The sequence below is a fragment of the Pseudoalteromonas peptidolytica genome (genome assembly GCF_012641745.1).
Classification (GTDB): Bacteria; Pseudomonadota; Gammaproteobacteria; order Enterobacterales; family Alteromonadaceae; genus Pseudoalteromonas; species Pseudoalteromonas peptidolytica.
On the sequence record NZ_WEHZ01000053.1, the window covers coordinates 1 to 21,118 of the forward strand.

The window sequence follows — 21,118 nt, forward strand, 5'->3', positions numbered from 1 at the left end:
GATCAACTGCTTGTAACTCATGGTAACTACTCTTGTTTTTTGGCGATTACAGAGTACCACCAACAGGCAGTTGATCTCTCCTCACCGATTAACCATGAGTGGTGCACTTATTATCTGAATTCGGGCCAATTACACAAGTTAACTCGTCGGCTTGCTGTCACTTCCACCATGTTCATTATCCCAAGTTTTGTCTACTTTTTATCTTCGCTTGACGTATTTTCTGGTACATCTTTTGAGAACATCAGCGATATAGGCGAGACCGCTATTATAGGTTTAGCTGCAGATAGTTGCTTAAGCTTGTGGCAAGCTATTTTAATCTGTGCGTTTTTATTTTTCTCCATACTTATTTGGGTAAGAACACTAGTAACGGATAAAATAGCAGCACAGAATGGTAAAAGCTCTAGAAGCACCGAAAATGCAGAAAATGCAGAAAATGCAGAAAATGCAGAAAATGCAGAAAATGCAGAAAATGCAGAAAATGCAGAAAATGCAGAAAATGCAGAAAATGCAGAAAATGATACATCACCTATAAAAATCATATTAAAAGATTTCTATCGAATTTATTATCTAATTACCACTCTCGCACTCACCACCCTGATATTTATAGATTTTAAAACACTGGCTCCCTACTATTTTATTTTAGGCTCCACCATTTTCATTGTGAGTTATTCTGTAAATCGCAAATTTGGCTATACCCGTGCTTGGTCAAGAAACAGACTCTACGCCGAGCGAATACTTTTGATTGTCGCTCGCCATAAGTCAGGTGTGGTTTTTAGAGATAAGGCAATGGAAGAGCTACTTAAACTAATAGAGCAATACGAGATACAAACGCATCAAGATATTGTTAACGACTATATCCGTTATGGTGACTCTGCATTAAGTTCATTGAAAGGGTTAAGGAAGTAAGCCATGAGCAGAAAATATAAATTAAATTTAGATAAGAATGAGTTCAGAGATGACTATATTGCTGGCAATAATCTAGATGAGTTTTGGCAAGACGATGCAAAAAATGCGCTGCTAAGTCGGTTAACAAATTGCTTGGGCGAAGCAAAAGAGTATCACTCGTTTAGGCAAGGGAGCAGTAAAACATGGTTATCTCACAATGCAATTTTGGTCTCGGGACAGCGCGGAACAGGTAAAACGGTATTTTTAAGAAACAGTAAAGCAATGTGGGAAAGCGCTCATTCAACTGGCGAAGATGAAAAGTCACTGTATTTTCTTGATGTCATTGACCCCACCATGCTGATTAATGAAGACACCTTCGCCAATGTTATCGTGGCGCAGATATACAGCGAAGTAGAGAAACAGCTCCTTAAACACACAGAGTCTGCATGCTCAAGTGCAAAGCAAAACGACAAAAATAAGTTTACTTATGCGTTAAAAAAACTTGCAGATTCACTAGGAAAGTCTAGCGAATTTAACGGCTATACCGGTATCGATAAAATCCAACAATATAAATCCGGTATACATATCGAGTCTTTTTTTCATCAATTTGTTGAAATAGCGATTAACATACTTGGTTGTAAAGCCTTAGTGCTACCCATCGATGATGTTGATATGGCATTGGATCGCGCGTTTGAGGTTGTCGATGACGTCCGCAGATTGTTAGGTTGTCCTTATATTATCCCTATTGTCAGTGGCGATATGCGTTTATATGAACACATGACTCACGTACATTTTGATGATAAAGCGTATAAAAAACACGTACACAACAAGGAGCTAACAGAGGAAGGGTTAGCGGTTGCAAAAGAGCTCACCACAGCATACCTAACCAAAGTCTTTCCCAATCAAATGCGTATTTCACTGCAGCCTATTAGCCGCTTAATACCTAACTTAACGATTGCCGAGCGCTCAAGTAAAGAGAATTTCCAAGAAACAACCGTTGGTGACTACGAACAATTGCTGTTTCAGGCCTTTTACCCCTTATGTCATAATGACGAAGCTCTGCATCATTGGCCAAAGCCTGAATCTTCACGGGAGCTGGTGCAACTTATCCGTTCAATTCCTCCTAGGTATATTAATAATACGCAAACATTCAGCCAATCAATAAAACCTGATCTTCATACACTTTGGAATAACTTTATTATTTGGGCTGAGCAGAAAAAAAATGGTGTTGCCTTTACAAATGCCGACTCCTATCTAACACTGCTCAACCAAAATAATAGTAGAGAGTTTAATATTCAGACATTATTGGCTTTTAACCCTAGGCAACAAATTAATAAAGAGTTGTACCCGTGGGCAAAGAAAAACTTTTATCAAAACCAATTAACGGTTCTTGAGTCACTGGCACAACAAGCTCGCGCTTATAGTGGTAACAAATCCATTTTAGACTCAGTCTTCAAAGCTAACTCGCATACGCTAAGAAGTATGCCACCGCTGGAGTTTTACGACGAAAGAATATTTATTTCGCAAAAAGCCATAGATAACGCGAAAGACAATCCAGAACTCAGAGTAATTGAAACCGAAGACCGTGAGGTTCTAAAACTACCTCTATATCAATTATTGTTAGATATATATACCCACGGTGAAGTCTATTCTACCTTAAGGAATACCTATCAATTTATCTTTTTTAGCCGAGCCTTTGAGCTAATTGCTTACTCTTGTTTAAAGCCCACAGCAGAGTTATCCCTACTTGAGCGCAATATAGCGGCCATACTCAACCGCGTACCGTTTTATTCAATCTTTAGTATCAATCAAACCAAGCCTGTATTTGGTTCAACCGATCAAGAATCAACGGAAGAAGAGCAGGCGCAGTTGGATGAAGACCCTGATAAAACGCGCAGTGCAAAAATACTGACGATACAAATTTCTAACTGGCAAAAGGCACACGAAAATACGTTTAATGCACTAGACAGTAAAGCACTGGTGGCGCTGCTCTCGTATATGTTTAACAAAACCTTCACTGCTTTTGCGGTATTTAAGTACCAAAATTTACTCAAATCAGACCGCTATGACGACGAGCATTTATCTGACTTGGTTAACCGCTTTAGTTATATGTTAGTTAATTCAGCTTACACCGCTGGCATTCAGGGGGAGTCAATACCTGCAAACGTCGCAATCTCCGATAACCATGCAACCATCAGAGATCAGCTGAAATTTGAAAAGGTAGACAATACATTAAGACGTAATAAATCGTTTTTAGAAAAGGAAGCTGAGGAGAGTGAGCACTCCGTACTTGCGCTGAACTTCTGCCGAGCCTTAGAGCAACATCCCGTTTTATTTGCGTTTACCGATACACCGCAACTGAAATTAGGTAAAACACAAAGTAATAGTGCTAACACCAAAACTACCAAAACGGCTTGGAATATAGATCCAGAGAATAACGCAAGTTCATGGAAACCCAGTAAAAGTGCAGAAAAAAGCTCATTTTCGCCAGTGAGAAGTAGTAAAGCGACAAGGACTGATAATAAGTCAGCTGCGTCTATAGACTCAAAGAGCACTAGACATAATCCAGAAGTAGCTGCTACCAAAGAGCCTAACTCTACCCGTAATGATCAAGATAAAACTAAGCCTGTAAACCCTAAAGTTATTAAAAATAACCAAGAAATAGACCAAGCTATAAACGCGATTTTGAGAGAGTATAAAGCCGCAACAAGCGCCAAACCCAGTGTTGGAAAGCTGCGGCTTTACATGCGTAATAACAAGCAAAAAATTGTATTAATTGGACTAGGGTCAGATTTTTCAACAGAGGCTATAGATAATTATGCTGCCGCCAAAGGTTTACATAATCGAAAGGGTGATATATCCGGAAGTAAATCTGAAGGTAAAGTGATCATAGCACTTCGGCGTGAAGAGTTTATCCAATGATCTGTGCATCAGATAAGTCTATTGTCGCCGCAGCTGCGTTAACATCTGATCGGTTGCTCGCTTCTCCTTCTGAGCATGGCTCATTGCTATCGGGCACCTCGACAAAGCCCATCACAGAAGCGCTCACTGCTGCGGTATCAGACTACCAAGCCTATACCCGCCATACACTTCGAAGTGATGACATTTATCATATGCTAAAGCTTAACTTTGTTACTTTTGACAACGAAGACTATGAGCAAGTATTAAGTCACCTCAGTGACTATTATTTACAGTGGCAAGGAAATAGATTTGAAGTTAAGCCCAAAAAGCTGGATCAATGGCTTGAATTATTAACGCTGCTTGACCCAAGCTGGGTAATTGCACAGGCTTATAAAGATTTATCCTCACGCCATGGCGTGAGCAAACATGATCTCATCAGCGCCATTACTCACACTCAATGTCCTTTCGCATTATCTAATGACAGATATGACAAAGCATATGCTGACAACCATGTACATTTGGGAGGTCATGGCTATATCGGTCCTTCCCTATTGGGGTTTGCACTTTATGGCCAACGCCTAGATGACAAAATTGTGTGGCCGAGGCGAGCAGAATACACCTTGTTTGAGAGCGGCGCATATAAAAAGCAACACCTACCAGCGTGGTGTCATCAATTAGGCACCACCTTGATTGAACACACTTTTAACTATCAGGCTTCCACTTTGCGTGAGTTTGATCCAAGCGAAGATATCGCCAAAATACACAACGTATTGCCATATCTACACCAAGATAAAACCGATTCGGATACACAGCACTACTTTGTTGCCGCACATAATCGTTTTGCTCCGTCGTCAAAACGCTGGTTACTCTTTTGCCTTGGGGTATTACACTGTGACAAAGCACTTAGTCACCAAATCAATGCTTTTATTCGTGTTAGCGCTATCTTTCGAAACTATATGGTGGTGTCGGGCGTCGGTTTAAGTCAATTCATCAGTCACTCTCGCTTTCAGGCTCGCAGTAAACGAGCGCTTGCGTACCAAAGTCACAGTGGGATAGATGCACTCAGTGCAGATATGCAAAACACTTATCGTGAATTTAGGACTACACCGCAAGTACTACTAGGCACTGAGCAATTTCCAGCCGATCCAGAGTCCTTAACCCAAGCACTGCGGGTACTGTACGAGTCTTCCTTAGCTGAACAGGTGCATTTTGTGTTGCACTTTACGCGCTCAGGTAATAAAGCAGATAAATACCAAGAACAAATTAGAAAAGCATTAAAAGCACAAGTAAACATGCTGCAAGCGTTTGCATGCTCAACGACCTTTTCAAGTTACGAGATAAAAAAGTTTGGTATTGCTGACAATACTTGCCCGCTTACTTTTGACTTGCGCAAGGCCATTCGCGGCTTTGACGTAGCAGGCAATGAAAATGAGCTACCGATAGAAGTATTTGCCCCCGCACTTCGAATACTCCGTCAGGCCAAATATAGTGCCTCTGGGATATTTTCAAACCGGATGCAGAGACCTTTTTTAACCGTCCATGCTGGTGAAGACTTTAGCCACCTCCTCAGTGGACTGCGTGCAATTGATGAAGCTGTGTACTTTTGTGATTATCAAGCTGGGGATAGGTTGGGACATGCGCTGGCGCTAGGTGTGCTACCTCGTAAATGGGCAAAGCGACAACGAGTTGCCTACCTCTCTATCGATGAGCATCTAGATAATCTCGTGTGGTGTTATCAAAAAGCCCTAGAAGTTGTTCAGCAAGTACCTCAATTTACAGGTGTGCTGCAACTACTTAATGAAAAGATCCAATACTGGTCAGGGTTACTTTATGATGACGAATATAGTTGTAGAGCGTTATATGAAGCGTGGAAACTACGCAGAAATTGCCCGTACGCTGTGCGCGAAACCAACTTAATGGAGCCAGGCTGGGCAGTTGACTTTGAGCAAGGTGAAGCCGTTAACAGTTCAAAAAAAGCGCTAGCGCTTTGGCAAAGCTACGTAGATAGGGACGTACTTGCACCACATCAGCAAAAATCGGTAATGGTACATTGCATTCCTAAACCAGCGGAAGAGCCATTTGGCGTGGAACAAGGGATATATTTTGATTCTATTTCTGCAGCAGAGCTGGAGTTATATGAGGCTATCCAAGATTTGCAAATGGAAAAGTATGCCGCTGATGAAATCATGGTTGAGGCATGTCCAACTTCAAATATTTATATTGGCCGATTCCATCATCATCATGAGCATCCCATTTTTCGCTGGGATCCACCTGAACAAGAGTGGATCAAGGCCGGTGAAAAGTATAACCGTTTTGGTCTCAGAAAGGGTTCCGTTGCGGTATGTGTGAACACAGATGACTCAGCATTAATGCCTACTACCATTCAAAATGAACACAGGATATTGCAACAAGTTGCAATTGAGCATTATCAAATAGGTGTTAATCAAACCGAAGTTTGGATTGAAAGGATCCGACAAAAAGGTATCGAGATTTTCCAAAGCAACCACTTATCCTGGCTTAAACCCTGAGCTGCCTTGGTGGAATATCAAATTCGTCTTAATACTTGGCTAATTTGAGGGAGTATTAAGACGATAGCTATATTATACCAATTTGACTTAATACTTGCTCAATTTGAAGGAGTAAATCTGACGCTAACAGTGTTAAAAATTTCTCATTTAGAACAACTAAATAGCAAAATTTTTGCCTTGCCTACACGGATGTAGGTACCTTGGCGATAGCAGGACGCGGTAGCGGAGTTATCGACAAGATTTTCTCGCCTCAAAATAGACCACTTAATTAAGCAAATTGGTATTAGATGTTTCTTGTTCGTCACTTTTTGCATTGCTTACATCACATAGATACCTCGTTGATTGCTATATTCGAAAACCGTATTTTCATCAAAGTTTCTCGCCTCACAAAAAACACTTTATTAACATGTTGATACTGTAAAAAATGTAAAAAAATGTCTTTTGCTATTTTGTACTATTTTAGAAACTGTTTACCGCATGTATACTGAATAAGTATTCTGACAATCAAAAAGGGATGAAATGAAATACATTTATGGGTTAACAAGTTTACTGTTTATTTTAGGCGCCAGTGGCTGCTCTAGTGAGTCCACTACTTCAGATATTGTCGCGACCGAAAAAATTTGGGCTGAAATTCGTCTTACCGCAGATGGTAATCGCGCGCGAGTCGTTACTGAGTTTAATAAAAACAGTAGTATAGGCGCAAATATTATTCTTAGCCCCAGCGACAAAGTGCAAGCCACCGTTGGTAATGAAGTAAAAGTGTTAGAAATGGATGAAGATATTTTAGATATCGACTACCAAGGATACTTTAGCCAACCGGCTAAAAATACTGAATTTAAACTTGAATTAATAAGAAGCAAAGAAAATAAAACACTAACATCAACAGTAGTCCTACCGGAAGAGGTGTTGTTATATTCACCGGTCGCGTCTACATATCGCAAAGATAGCCGAATAGTTGTTGAGTGGAAGCCTGTTAATGAGCCAAATACCAGCCTAACACTGTCTTTTAACGCGAGTTGCACTACCAATACAGGTGATCCTTCATCAATCAATCACTATGTAGAGTTGGATGATAATGACGGCAGCTACACTATTTTACTTGGAAGTATTGAGGGACTGCATAAAGATAATTTGAACAAGAAAAAGCCTTGTAAATCACATGTTACTCTGTCACGTCTAAAAGAAGGCACAGTCGATAGCCAATTTAAATCTGGTAGCTCAATACATGCCATTCAAGAAAAGGGATCTGAAGAGTTAACTATCTTACTTAACTAATCTAAACTTGAAGTCACAAGCTGTACATTATACCTCTTAGCCTGAATACTTGCTCAATCTGAAGGCGTAAGTCTGATGCTAACTGTGTTAAATACTTAATATTTAATACAAATAATTAGCAATATTTTCTTGCCTAAAAATAGGTTACGTAATTAAGCCTATTGATAATAACTGTTTAGATTGGCCGTTTAGCAGTTCAATAAATATCGAATTGCTAAACGACCAATAATAGTAGCGCTAAAACTGATAACTCACGCTAATCGCTACATCTTGAACATCGTTTGCTGAAATAAAGTAATGACTATAATCAACACCAAGTGTTAACTCATTCGAAAGTTGATAATGTACCCCTCCACCTAAGTAACCACTTGTACCACTGTCTTCAAAACGTGTGGAAAAGCGCCCCTCTCTCACACTGTTGATTTTGTAGTCCCAATTAAATGCACCTAAAAACATTTTTCCAACAAACTTATCTGCAAAGGTTTTTGTGTAATTGAATTGCAGCGCTGGTCCCTCTGGTAATACCGGTGCGACACGCGAAATTAGATTTTGACTTTGTTCCGGATCGCCACTTAAGCCTTCAAACTCCACGCTTCCCTGACCGAGATCAACATAACGCAGGCCAACATGCCAGTTAGGGATCAACTCATAGAATGCCCCAATAGACCAGCTGCTACTTGTATCATCTAAACTGATAAGGCTCAGATCTGGGCTAGTTAATTCACTATCCGCAGTTGATTGTCCAACTGAGGCTTCAATGTTCCAACTACCTGCTTGTACTTGAGTGCTTAACACACATGTACTACTGATCAACGCAAAGGCTGGTAATAATGATTTCCTGCGGCGGATCACTAATGCACTAATTAACAGTACCAACATACCTCCCATCGTCCCTGAAGACGTATTTTTAACGGATGTTACCTCTTTGATCGATACAGTAACACGAACTTGTCCTTCAGCTAAAGCTCCTAGCTCATCTCTTACCGTGTAGAGTATGGTATCTACACCTTCAAAGCCAGATTTTGGTGTATAGCTCAAAGTACCATCAATATTTATTGCAACCGTACCTTGACTCGCAGTGGCAGAGACAAGACTTAATACTCCTCCTTCGGGATCAGCGTCGTTTGCTAATACATCTATCGTAATTTGTGTACCATATGATGTCGCCGTGTCATTCGCGGCTTGAGGTGGCTGGTTTGCAATAATTGTCACTGTTGCAGTGCTACTGCTAGAGCCTCCCTTGCCGTCGGTGATACCGTATTGAATAGTTGCGTTGCCAATGAACGTGGCAGGTGGGGTATAGCGAAGTTTGTTATCTTCTATTGTAACATCACCAAAATCGACAGATGCGCTAGTAATAGAGAGTGTGTCGCTATCAGCATCGGTGTCATTTTCTAGCACGTCAATTAAGAGTGTTTGACCCGAGTAAATAGAAGCAGAGTCAGTATTGGCAATTGGCTGCGTATTATCACTAATTGGAACTGCAATACCACCAGGGTCAACAATGCTACCATTTGCTAGACCATCATCATCATTGGGACCACCGTCGGCTATTCGAAGCTGCACACACCAATCTCCTTCATTTAGCCCAGCAACCCACTCATTGCTGCCAGGGGGCGGACAAAAACCTGGCTCTCCCTCTGTTGAAAGTAGTTCGTTACCGTCGCCTAACACAAAGTCTTGCCACTGACCGCCAATCAGCTTTCGATATACCGCATTTAGCGGGATTGGCTGACGTTGTGGTAGCACGATGCTGTATACATCACCTGGCTGTGGTAAACCCGTTGCAATGAAATCAAAGATCCCACCAGCGTTATTAGCTGTCGGATCAGAAGGTAACTCCTCCTCTAACAGCTGCAAACCACCTGTGTTATTTTGTGGCACTGTCGCGCCTTTACGTAGACAAACTCCAGGATCTCCCTCAACTAAGAACTGAGTCGACTCCAAGGCTTGTTCTTGAATAACATTACACTCGGTAATGGCATCCAGAAAATCAGGGATCCCATCGTCATCCTCATCAGCATAGCCTTCTTGATCATCGGGAATTAAGTCGCCATCACTGTCATCCCCAGTTAACTCAGCCAAGGTAGAGACAACCTCAATAATGATATTTCGAGAAGTAGATAAACTTGGCGTAGCATTATCTTCTGCTGTCACTTTCACTTTATAGATACCAGCAGAGATATTGGTAGGGTCAAATTCAAACACAAATGGGTCACTCGAGATATCTGTTATCGGTGAGTCTGGGATCCAAGATACACTCACTTGATCATTTGGATTTGGATCTGAAGCTGTCGCTGTGATTGTGACTGAACCGCCAGATGTTGTAACTAAACTACGTTCTTCGCCACTCTGCGATACCAATGTAGTAAGGCTAGGGGCGACATTTTGCTCAACAATCGTCACAACAGATGTCGATTTAGCCCCTTTGTTTACTGAATCATCAAGACTTACAATGATTGTTTCATCGCCTTCGGCTACCCCATCGGCAAAAATATTGAAATTAATACTGGTGCTGGTGCCAGAGTTAATAACCACCTCTGCTGAGCGCAAATCATGATCTGAGCTATCAGCAGTGCCCGATACCGTATACGGAATAGTGACAGGGTAACTCGGTGCAGGACCATTCAGATATACCGCTATTGAATGACTTCTATCTTCTGCAACTCTGCTATCTTTTTGCAATGATACAAGTGGGTTTACAGTTAAGTTTTGGCTGGCAGTCGCCACTTGACCTTGGCTATCAATAGTCTGCCAGTAAACTATATGTTTGCCAGGTGCAAAAATCGGAGCGCCCCCAACCAAAGAAACTGGCAAGGCATTTCCTGCACTGTCTGTCGCAACAGCCGTTCCAAGGTTCACTTTTGTATACAAGCCTGTTGCATTAACTGTTAAATCATTAGGTGCGGTGATTTCAGGAGTATTTCCAGTACCCGAACTACTTATGGTCACATTGGCCGTCGCTCTTGCCCGCGCTTTACTGCTATCTTCCACCAAGTAAGTAATGACGATTGGTACTTGTGAGTTTGGCACGGCTTGATACGTCAGCGTATCATTAGAAACAAACACATTACCGATTGAGGCTTTAGCACCCACGATAGTTAGTGCGCTGCCATCTGGATCGGTATCATTTTCTAAAACTGGTAACACATATTGATTAGACGCTACAGGGTCAAAGCTAAAGTTATCGTCTATAGCAATTGGTGCGTCATTCACAGATGTTACAGACATAGAAACCGACGCCACGGCAGACGTCAACTCACCGTCAGATGCTCTGTAGGTAAACGTATCTGAGCCGTTAAAGTTTGGTAATGGAGTATAACTAAACACATTTCCTTGAACTCCAACTACACCGTTTTGTGGCTGTGAAACCAGTTCTACTGTTAATGTATCTCCATCTTGGTCACTAACGTCCGCTAGGAAACTCGTTGTTCCATCTTCGGCAACGCTTCTTTGCATATTATTGGCAATGGGTGCCGCATTGACTGCCTCAACATTGATACTAAAGGCAGGTAGACTTGCACTCAAAGAACCATCACTGACACTAATAACAATATTGTTATAACTGCCTACACTCTCTCTAGATGGCGTACCAGAGAGTTGACCACTAGCAGTATCAAAACTTGCCCATAGAGGCTGGTTTGTGATGGAGAAACTCAGCGTTTGAGAATCCACGTCCGTTGCTGAAGGCGTAAAGCTATATCCTTCGTCTTGTTTTACTGATGTACTCGGTGTGCCCGAGATAGTTGGTGCATCATTCACTGCATTTACAATGATACTGAATGCCGTCAGTGAAGATTCGGCTTGGCCATCAGATACACTAATCACAATACCACTATAAGTGCCGTCTTGTCCTTCTGTCGGCGTACCGGAGATTGTGCCTGACGTGCTATTAAAGCTTGCCCAACTCGGTAAATTGGCAACACTAAATGTCAAACTATCGCCATCAACATCGGAGGCACTAGGCGTAAAACTATATGTGTTGTCTTCATTCACTGATGTGGGCGGCGTTCCAGAAATTACCGGACTGTCATTAACTGATGTTACAGTGATATTAACCGTCGCAGTATTGGATGTCAGACCCTCCGCATCATTCACGGTATAGGTAAAGCTATCATTACCGAAGAAATTAGCATTCGGCGTGTACACTACTCGCCCAGTCGTTTGCACTTGCACCGTACCACCCTGAGGTTGACTAACGATTACAACACTTGTGACGTCCAGCTGGCTGTCTACGTCTGTGTCATTTCCAAGTATATTGATCTCTATATTGCCATCTTCTTGGATTTGCTGAACCGGATTATCGACCGCCACAGGCGCATCATTTACTGCATTAATTGTGACAGTTACAGTTGCAGGATCTGATCTCAACCCTTCACTATCAACAATAGTATACGTGAATGTAAGCTCACCATTTTGATCTTGTTTTGGTGTGATAGTCAGTAGACCATCGGTACCCACAGTTACCGTTGCTAAATTATAATTACCAACACCGTCCCCTTTGTCTTCTAGAGTAATATCTGAACCATCAAAACCTTGATCTTCTACATCTGAGTCATTGGCTAAGATATTTATGGTTGTAACAGTATCTTCATTGGTTGAGCCAGAGTCATTTGATGCCACAGGTCGGTCATTAACCGCGCCGATGTTGACGGAAATGGTCGCGATGTTGGACTTTCCACCTTCACTATCAAGGATTGAATAAGTGAAACTATCATCATCTGTCTCATTAGCATTTGGGGTATATGTTATGGTGCCGTTATTTAAATCAACGGCAGTTTGCCCTTTGGTTGGCTGCGATTCAATTGTGATTGCACCAGATGGATTGGTATCTTCCACATCGGTTGCACTAGCTCGTACCGTTAGGGCTGATGTTGGCGTGTCTTCATCAATATTCGGCGTAAAGTTTGCTGCTACTGGTAAATCATTAACCGGTGTGATGGTGATATTGACTGTCGCAACATTTGACTCAGCATCAGTCGAGTCTTTCACTGTGTAAGTGAAAGAATCAGAGCCGTTTGCATTGGCTGTTGGGGTGAAAGTAACAACACCATTGGTATTCACACCTAATGACCCTTTGGTCGGTTGTGTTTTAATCGTAATGGATGACGCGACTAAATTATTTTCAGGATCACTGTCATTGGTGGTGACATTAATCGCTTTTGCAACATCTTCCAATGTTTCTAACGCATCGTTCGATGCCGTAGGAGCATCCTCAACCGCATTCATATTAATAGTTACGGTATAAACCGGTGAGCTGGCACTTGAATTATCCTCGACATGATAGGTAAAAGTATCTGTATGATTTTCACTACCGTTATGGATGTAGCTAAAGCTACCATCGGTATTGAGTGTGAGCGTGCCATATTGAGGATCTGTGTCTTTGACTATTGTTAGGCTATCACTGGAATCTAAATCGTCATCACTGGCAAGCGACAAAAGGCCATTGTTCAAATCACGAGATAGTGTCCCTCCTTCATCGATCGTATAGCCAATACTCTGCCCTGTGGGGGCATCATTCGTATTTATTACTTCTATGCTAAATGCCGTCAATGAGTCGCTGTCAGTGCCATCGTTAACCGAAATCGTAATATTTGCAGTTATCCCTACATCTGCATCAGTTGGCGTGCCAGACAGTTTACCAGTTTGAGTATTAAAACTTGCCCAACTAGGCGAGTTAGTAATACTGAATGTATGGGTATCATTTGTGTCAGAGTCTGTTAGAGTTGGTGTAAACTCATAAAGACTGTCTTCATTTACACTGGTCGCTGGTGTGCCAGAAAGTACAGGCGCAACGTTGTACTTTTTCGTTACTGTATCAGTAAATGGTGCGCTTTGGTTTCCAGCCGCGTCAGTAATAACAACGCTCAAGGTCAAGGTTCCCTCTGCCAAGCTCGACACATCAACAGAATTAACTTGAGCAGTCGTACCTGTAATGGTAACACTTGCTGAGCTGCTAACCGTATTAGTTCCATCCGATATTGAATACGAAAAGCTGCCCGAACCATCCAAACCAGACAAGGCGAAGCTTAATGCCGATTCATTTGCCGCGTTGATTACGCTTTGGTCTATCGTAGCAGTTACGCCCGTAGGAGCGCTGGCATCAATGGTCACCGATAATGCACCACTGTCAGCGGTGTTACCCGCGGTATCAGTGGCTCTAGCTGAAATAGAGTGCCCCCCCTCTGACATTGCAGAGCTGGGTGTGATAGTCCAGCTACCGCTAGACACCAAAGCACTGCCAAGCGTACCGTCCACGCTAGAAATCAGTGTAACTGTGTCACCGTTAGTCCCTGAGCCTGTAAATGTTGGCGTTGTATCATTAGTGATATTATCCGTGTTTGACGAGCCGCTATCTGTAGCAGCAATCATATCCGGTGTTGTTGGAGCATTGGGCACACTTGTATCAATTGTGACGTTTAATGCACTAGAGCTGCTGCTAACGTTATTCGCACTGTCAGTGGCAGTGGCAGTAATGGCATGTACTATTCCTGAGGTTAGTGCAGAGGTGGTAATTTGCCAGTTGCCGCCTGTTGCAGTACCAGTGCCAATTACTGTGTTTCCGCTACCAACTTGGCTACTGTAAAGTTTAACAGTCGTGCCATCTTCCGCAGTACCAGAGAGCGTTGGCGTGGTGTCATTTGTGATATTATCCGTGTTAGATGCACCGCTGTCTGAACCGGCGATTAAATCAGGAGTAGAAGGAGCATTTGGCGCAACATCGTCAATAACCGTAATCGTGAAGGATTTTTGTAGCGTATTAGTTGAATCATCTGTTTGAATACAAACCGTATGTGAACCTGCATCTAAGTTATTTTTTACCGACAGCAAGGAACCGCTAATTTCAAAGTTCGCATTGTCAGTACTCGCAGCACAGGTTCCTGCATCACTGCTACCCACTGTAACCAAAGAATAAGTATGTGAAGAATCGTCGACATCGGTCGTGGATAAAGTGCCAATATTATACCCTGTCGTAGCAGCAGACTGATTTATGCTGTTCGAGCTGAGTGTCAATGTCAATAGTGTCGGCGAATCATCATTCGCCGTTATAGTGACAACTGCTTGATTAGTCCCCGAGCTATTTGCTTCACCATCGTTAAATACGTAATCCAGTGTCACTGAGGATGGCGGAGCTTCAGAACTATTTTGATAAGTAATACTTTGTAGTACAGAATCAACAATGGCAGAAGTTGCACTGGTGTTAAATGTTAACACTAAGGTGCCAGCAGAGTTTGTTGTAACAGTGCCAATGGTCGCTGAGTTATAAACAAATGTATTCCCCTCAGTAAGGGTTCCCAATAATCCGCCGTTACCAAATATATCTTGCGAACTTGCACCACCATTTCGCGAAATAGTCAGACTTGCGTTGTTGTAATTACCCACACCGCTATCAAGTGCATCAAGTTCGGTATCAGCAATCACCACATCTGAGTCAATTGCTACCGCTGAGCCATTTTCCAAGAAGGTTGTACCACCATTTAGATTACTAAATACAGGTACATCGTTCGGGCTAACAAAGGTGATATCAGTATTTGCGCCGTTGTCAGCAACCGTAAAGGCAAGTGCATTACCCGGTGCATTTGATAGGCTAATTGCCACTTCAACCGCACTAAAATCGGTCGCATCTGTATCAACCTCAAGTGTGCTGGTGCCATTAAAACGTACATTACTTGTTGTTAAACCGGTAACACCAGTGATGGTAATGACATCTCCAATGCTCAAATCAGTGACAGTATCACCATTGAGATCTGAGGCACTCCCAACAAAACTATCATTGCCAGCGTTGCCAGTCAGTGAGTCCGTACCTCCACCGGGTCTAATGATGTCTGCACCACTACCACCGGTTATGGTATCGTTGCCATTAAAATCCGTTGCCGTCATGTTGATTGAATCACCACTGAGCGCACTTGCATTCAGTGTAAGTGCAGCAGAAAGCGGAAAACCCACTGCATTAGAAATAGTAACTGTACCGCCATCTGAGTCAAAGTTATCAGTTAGGGTTATAGCAAATATGTTTAGGGAACCAATCGCGATATTCTCAATTTCAGATACGCTAGTGTTTGCAAAGTTGAATGTTCCGCCATCCATCAGCTTGAGTGTTTCTGATCCAGCGGCCCCCGTAATTGCAGTAGTAAAGTTGTTGCCAATATTAGCTGCGTCCAAAGTCACTGTTGCGCCACTTAGAAGCGTTAGTGAACCTATATTCACAAACCCGCCACTGGTCAAGTCTGCGCCATCAGAAGCGCGAACAGAGTCAGCAACAGTGGCATCCCCTGTTAATGTTCTGGCATATGCGCTACCGCCAATATCAAAGATAACGGCATCATCAGCGGCAACAGCAGACACATTTGTTGTCGCACTGCCAACTGTGATGGTTCTGGCATTTCGAGTATCGTCGCCAACGCTATAGGTTTCAACGCCAGTAAAAGTTGTAAAGTCTCCATCTCCGGTCAGGTTGATGGTTTCAGAGCCTGCTGCGGTGATGGTACCAGTAAAACTATTATGCTGTGCCACAGACATAGTTACGGTACTGTTAGAAGCAAGCGTTAGATTTGCAACTGCGTTAATCGTCGCAGCGCTAATGTCCGCACCAGAACTTAACGCCAGCGTATCCGCTGTTGTGTTATCACCTGTAATGGTTCCTGTGTAGCTCAATGCACCAACATCAAAGGTAATGGCATCGGTACTTGAAGTGCCAGTAACTGAGTGCCCAGCACCGCTCACCGTCACGGTTCTTGAATTACTACTATCATCTAGAAGCGTGTAACTCTCAATGGCAGTTATGGTTGAAATGTCGCCATCTCCAGAAACCGTCAGTGACTCTCCCGTACCACCCGCAGTAACCGTGCCTGTAAAACCTGAAAGCTGGGAAGCGGCTACCGTTATTGTTCCATCAGTCGCAACCGAGAGGTTTTCAAAACCGCTAACACTTGCACCCGCAATGCTGCCACCATCGCCGATATTCAGCGTGTCTGTCCCCGACCCCCCAGCTAATGTCCCGCTAGCACTTATGGCGCCAATATTCACGGTGTCATCACCACTACTACCGGTAACACTTTGCCCAGTTGCACCAAGCGTAAAGGTGTTTGCGGTTGACAAAACGTAAGCCTCAACGGCTGCGTTACCTGTTAATCCATCGGAAGTATTACTAATGGTTATCGTTTCAGAACCTGCTGCGGTAATTGAAGAAACAGCGTCATGCTGTGATTCTGTCATCGTTACTGACGCACCACTTGCTAAGCTCAGCGTTTCAAACCCAGTAATTGACGTCGCCCCACTTATATTGGCACCATTACCGAGCTGTAATGTATCCGTTCCAGTTCCCCCTGATAGCGTTCCAGTTGCGCTAAATCCTGCAACATTTACAGTATCATTACCCGTGCTACCTGTAATATTTTGACTCGCAGCGGCGAGTGTAATTGTAAACGCAGCATCTAAAACATAAGTTTCAATATCTGCATCGGCGGTAATAACACCATCTACAGTGGTGCTTGACAGCGTGAAAGTGTTGGTACCTGAACCGTTAATCGTGGTAAAGCTATCATGCTGTGCCTCTGATAATGTCAAATTACCAGAAGAAACCGGAGAAAGCGTCTCAAACCCACTGAGTGCGGTAAGCGCTGTTAAGTCCGTGTTAGTCGCAACAATGAGCTCATCAGTACCAGCACCACTTCCACCATCAGCGCTCGAGCCTGTTGCGTGGGTTGCATCAGCGATGGTCAAGGTTTCACTTTCTGTAGTGAAAGTAATTGCAGGTGACAGGTTAGTACCATTATTTGTATTAAACCCAGCAGCATTGGAGCTTGCTGCGGTAACATTACTCACTGATATGGTTGCCGTTCTCGATACGCTGTTTGCTGAGCCATCACTGATAACAACCGTCACCGTTCTAGACGTTTCATTTGGTACGCTAGAGGTATTGGTGTATGTGATTGCTTGCAGAAAAGTCTGTACCTCTGAAGCCGTCGCTGAGGCACCCGTTATTGAGATAGTGTCTTGTAACGTAATATCAGAGGCGCCAGAAACCCCAGTTAGCGCATTTTGTGCCGCGGCCGTTACATTCAACCCTTCAGACGCACCGTCTTGGTCATTAGTTAATGACACAGTCACTGTGGTTATCGTATCCCCATCAGGCTCGGTGACAGTCGCATTTGTTGCAATATTAACAGCCCCTCCACCTTCTGAGAAAGCCGCGCTGCTGTCATCTGAACCAGAGCTCGAGTCCAAGTCAACAACAGGCTGAGTGTTGGCTGTTGAAAAATTAAAAGTAGTATCGTCGCTAATTCCAGCAAAGCTCAAACCAGCATTATCATCAACTGCCGTCGCGTCAATTCGTATCGCGTAGTTGCGGTTACCCGTTAAATTAGTGGTTGGGTTTAAATAAATTTTGTCACCCGAAATACCAATTGCACCAGCACTTGGAGTTGTTGTTGCAGTAGCAGACGTCACATCAAAAACCTGAAAATTACTACTACCTGTCACATCTCTAATGGTAATGTTGCCAGTCCCAGCCACAATATTTTCACTGAAGTCGATAACAATATCATTGCTGGCTGTCACGCTAGTGGCATTGTCGTTTGGCGTAGAATTAGCGCCGTCAAATGTTGGCGCTGCTGTATCGACAGTAAACGCAGTAATTGCTAACGGTGTGTTGGTATTACCTGCAGCATCTTGGACTGTAATAGTACAGTCACTATAGGTACCCTCTGCGAGTGGCGAAGTGTTGTCACTCTGGGTTAGGGTTATTGTTTGGTTTCCAGTGCTGCTAATCGTTGTAGAAGTTGATGTACCGCAACTGCCACCAACAGATAATGTGCCAGTTTCAGTAGTACTAAACGTATAGTTTGGCGTTGTATCACTCGTTGGTGTCGACACCGCAGTGACTTCAGCCACCGTTGGCGCGGTGATATCCACTACAAAAGATGGAATATTGAGTGTATTACTAGTATTCGACGCATCGTCCGTAACCGTGATTGTACAATTACTGTACGTTCCATCTGCTAAAGGCGATGAGTTGTTTGTTTGTGTTAACGTGATGGTCTGGTTACCCGTACTACTTATGATGGTGGAAGTTGACGTACCGCAACTGCCTCCAACAGCTAACGTGCCTGCTTCGTCTGTAGTAAAAATATAATCAGGTGTGTTGTCTTGGGTTGGCGTAGTAACCGGTGTCACTTGACTGATAATAGGGGCTGTCGAGTCTGGGTTTTGGATATTAGTCAACACGAAATCATCGAACCGGCTATAGTCTATATCTGAATTATCATTTTTACGAATGGTGATCTTTGAAACACCAGTCCAATTCAAGTCAACCTGCTGATTACTGTTTACTGTAACGTTCTCTGAATCGCCATTATTAGATTCAATCGTGAAATACTGTGAGCTCGAGCTATAAAGGTGCACACTGGTGATATCAAAGATCTGCCCGGTACTGAAATAAAAATACAGTTTTTTATCACCCGTACTAGTTCCGGATCTATCTACCAAACATTCTCGAGTACCACTGTACACGTAACATGACAAATCTCCACTATCTAGTTTTAATTTCGCTATATACCCACTACCAATATCGTACGTTTTAGCATTTTCATAAATATTACTAAAGGCATCCATATTGATGGTTTTATCAACAGCTAATACATCACTAAAATCTTTTAATGCAGTCTCAGAGAAAGGGATAGTGGTATTCACTTCACCTTTATGTATTTCTAGCTCCCAGTCGCCATTTAGATCGCGACTACCCGTCAAGTTATTTGAGGCTGCAATATCAACATGCGTATTTTTCTTGATGATTTCGACTAATTCAAAGCCATGATTGTTGGCCGCTAATTCACAGCCATAAAAAAGCAGATCAGCGCCGGGCTTCATTGCTTGATTTATCGCGTCAGTAAGCTGGCTATCGTGTGCGAAGTCTGTTTTATTTACTCGCTCATCGCCTAAGTGGATAGTACCCGCTGTCGCATGTGACACCAAGTGAACAGCATCAAGGCCACGATATTGTTTAAGCCAAAATATCAGTTGTTGCTTACCGCTAGACCCTGCTTTTAAATCAATAACCTCTATACCGGGACGGATGCGTTGATAAAACAAGTGCTTATCTTTCACATCAGCAGCAAGAATAATTAGCTCTTTCACACCAGCCAGTTTGCTAAGGCTAATTTCCCCTTCTATTGCTGTCGATTCTTCGGCTTCGTAAAAGAATGATTCAAGTTGATAATTTGATTTACCTCGAGCCAAACGTTCAGGCTGAATACTACTTGGATGAAGGTCAAAAAGTGCGTTTTGCTGTATCGCAGCATAACTACTGACAGGTAATAGAGCGGAAACTATTCCATTTAACACGAGATGATGCATATTACTTCCTTCTTATATAACAAGGTAGCTTAAGTTCAGTTTTACTTTGGAGAAATAATACTGGCGCTTGTTCCCAACGGGTCTTGCCAAAATTGCATTTCGCTATATTTTGCAAAAAGATCGGGCGGTAAAATGGTATTACGTGCTTTATATTCAACTTTTCTTTTCACGGTGTGCAGATCTTTCACACCCAATTGAATATCAAATTCATTTTCGCTGTATTCCACATTGTCAAAATCATGTTGAAAACCGTCGAGTTGCAAAAACTCATAGAGTAACGCCAAGGTTTTATGCGGATACTGAGTAAAAATGTCGTAATCTATAATCAACAATCTATCCGAAAACTCGCCATAATATGCTTCTTTCAAAGCCGTCCAGGCAGAGCCAACAGCGCCAGCTGATTGCACTAATGACTCACAACGAGTATAGACTGTTGTGCGAGAGGCAGGAGAAAACATCCGGCTATAATCGAATGGGTTTTTACGATAAATTTGCTCAAAGCTGTCCATTATCCAAGCAGGGTTCCTGACTAAACAAATAACTTTAAGATTTTGATGCAACTCAACTTGCTGATGAAGTCTTGCCGTCCACAACCTATTTGTATCGAAAATTACGGACTTGTTTTGTTGCGCTTCGTAGTACGATTTAAATATAGCAGTAACTAAAGATTTGCGCTTTTTCTCATCAAAAAATGAACCAAACTCACTACCTGCACCTATTTGCTCAAGACATGTGTTTATCAACACAGCTACGGGGCTAGACATGCCGGCATGAAAAGCTGGGTTTTGTCTTAAAATACCCGCTAGCAGGGTGGAACCTGAGCGCGGCAAGCCAGAGATAAAATGAAATTGCTGTGTCATAAAACAGTCCCTATACAGCCCTTGAGTTCGAAGTTAGCCATTAATTGCAACCAATATAGAAACAAAATAGCGATATTTTTATAATTGAATTATTCTATATAAAATGTAGTAACCTTTTATTTTACATGCAAGCAAGCCTAAGCATTACCGATTTTAGAAAATCGATATTAATAATAAAGAAGAGTCGTTCGCGAATTCAACTCCGAAGTGCACCACTCGCTAAATTAAGCTGCTTTACGTACTTTGCGTAATTTATTGAATACAACAGCAGGCTGTTTATACCCTAAACACTTTCTCGGTCTGGCATTTAATGCC

The 21,118-nt window shown here is 42.6% G+C and carries 6 protein-coding genes; 4 read left to right on the top strand and 2 right to left on the bottom strand.

All coding sequences use genetic code 11. The annotated features are described in order from the left end of the window. The 4 genes from F9Y84_RS21015 to F9Y84_RS21030 form a co-directional block, all read left to right on the top strand. On the top strand, positions 1-906 hold a 906-nt coding region (locus F9Y84_RS21015; protein ID WP_211091709.1), incomplete at its 5' end, for a hypothetical protein. Between the two features lie 3 nt (positions 907-909). Continuing rightward, positions 910-3,807, top strand: a complete 2,898-nt coding sequence (rdrA, locus tag F9Y84_RS21020; protein ID WP_147391326.1) for an antiviral RADAR system adenosine triphosphatase RdrA — start codon at positions 910-912, stop codon at positions 3,805-3,807. After that, entirely contained in the window at positions 3,804-6,314 is a 2,511-nt protein-coding gene (gene rdrB / locus F9Y84_RS21025) for an antiviral RADAR system adenosine deaminase RdrB (protein ID WP_147391325.1), read from the top strand. The genes rdrA and rdrB overlap by 4 nt, the downstream gene beginning before the upstream one ends. A 519-nt stretch (positions 6,315-6,833) precedes the next feature. Then, a complete protein-coding gene (locus F9Y84_RS21030; RefSeq protein WP_147390905.1) occupies positions 6,834-7,589 on the top strand; it encodes a hypothetical protein in 756 nt (251 codons plus the stop codon). A 237-nt stretch (positions 7,590-7,826) separates the two neighbouring features. On the opposite strand, the gene F9Y84_RS21035 is transcribed toward F9Y84_RS21030, so the two are convergent. Beyond that, positions 7,827-19,943: a tandem-95 repeat protein gene (locus tag F9Y84_RS21035; RefSeq protein ID WP_147390904.1), complete on the bottom strand. Its 12,117-nt coding sequence runs from the start codon at positions 19,941-19,943 to the stop codon at positions 7,827-7,829. Between the two features lie 41 nt (positions 19,944-19,984). Then, entirely contained in the window at positions 19,985-20,803 is an 819-nt protein-coding gene (locus F9Y84_RS21040) for a sulfotransferase family protein (RefSeq protein WP_147390903.1), read from the bottom strand. Positions 20,804-21,118 lie beyond the last annotated feature (315 nt).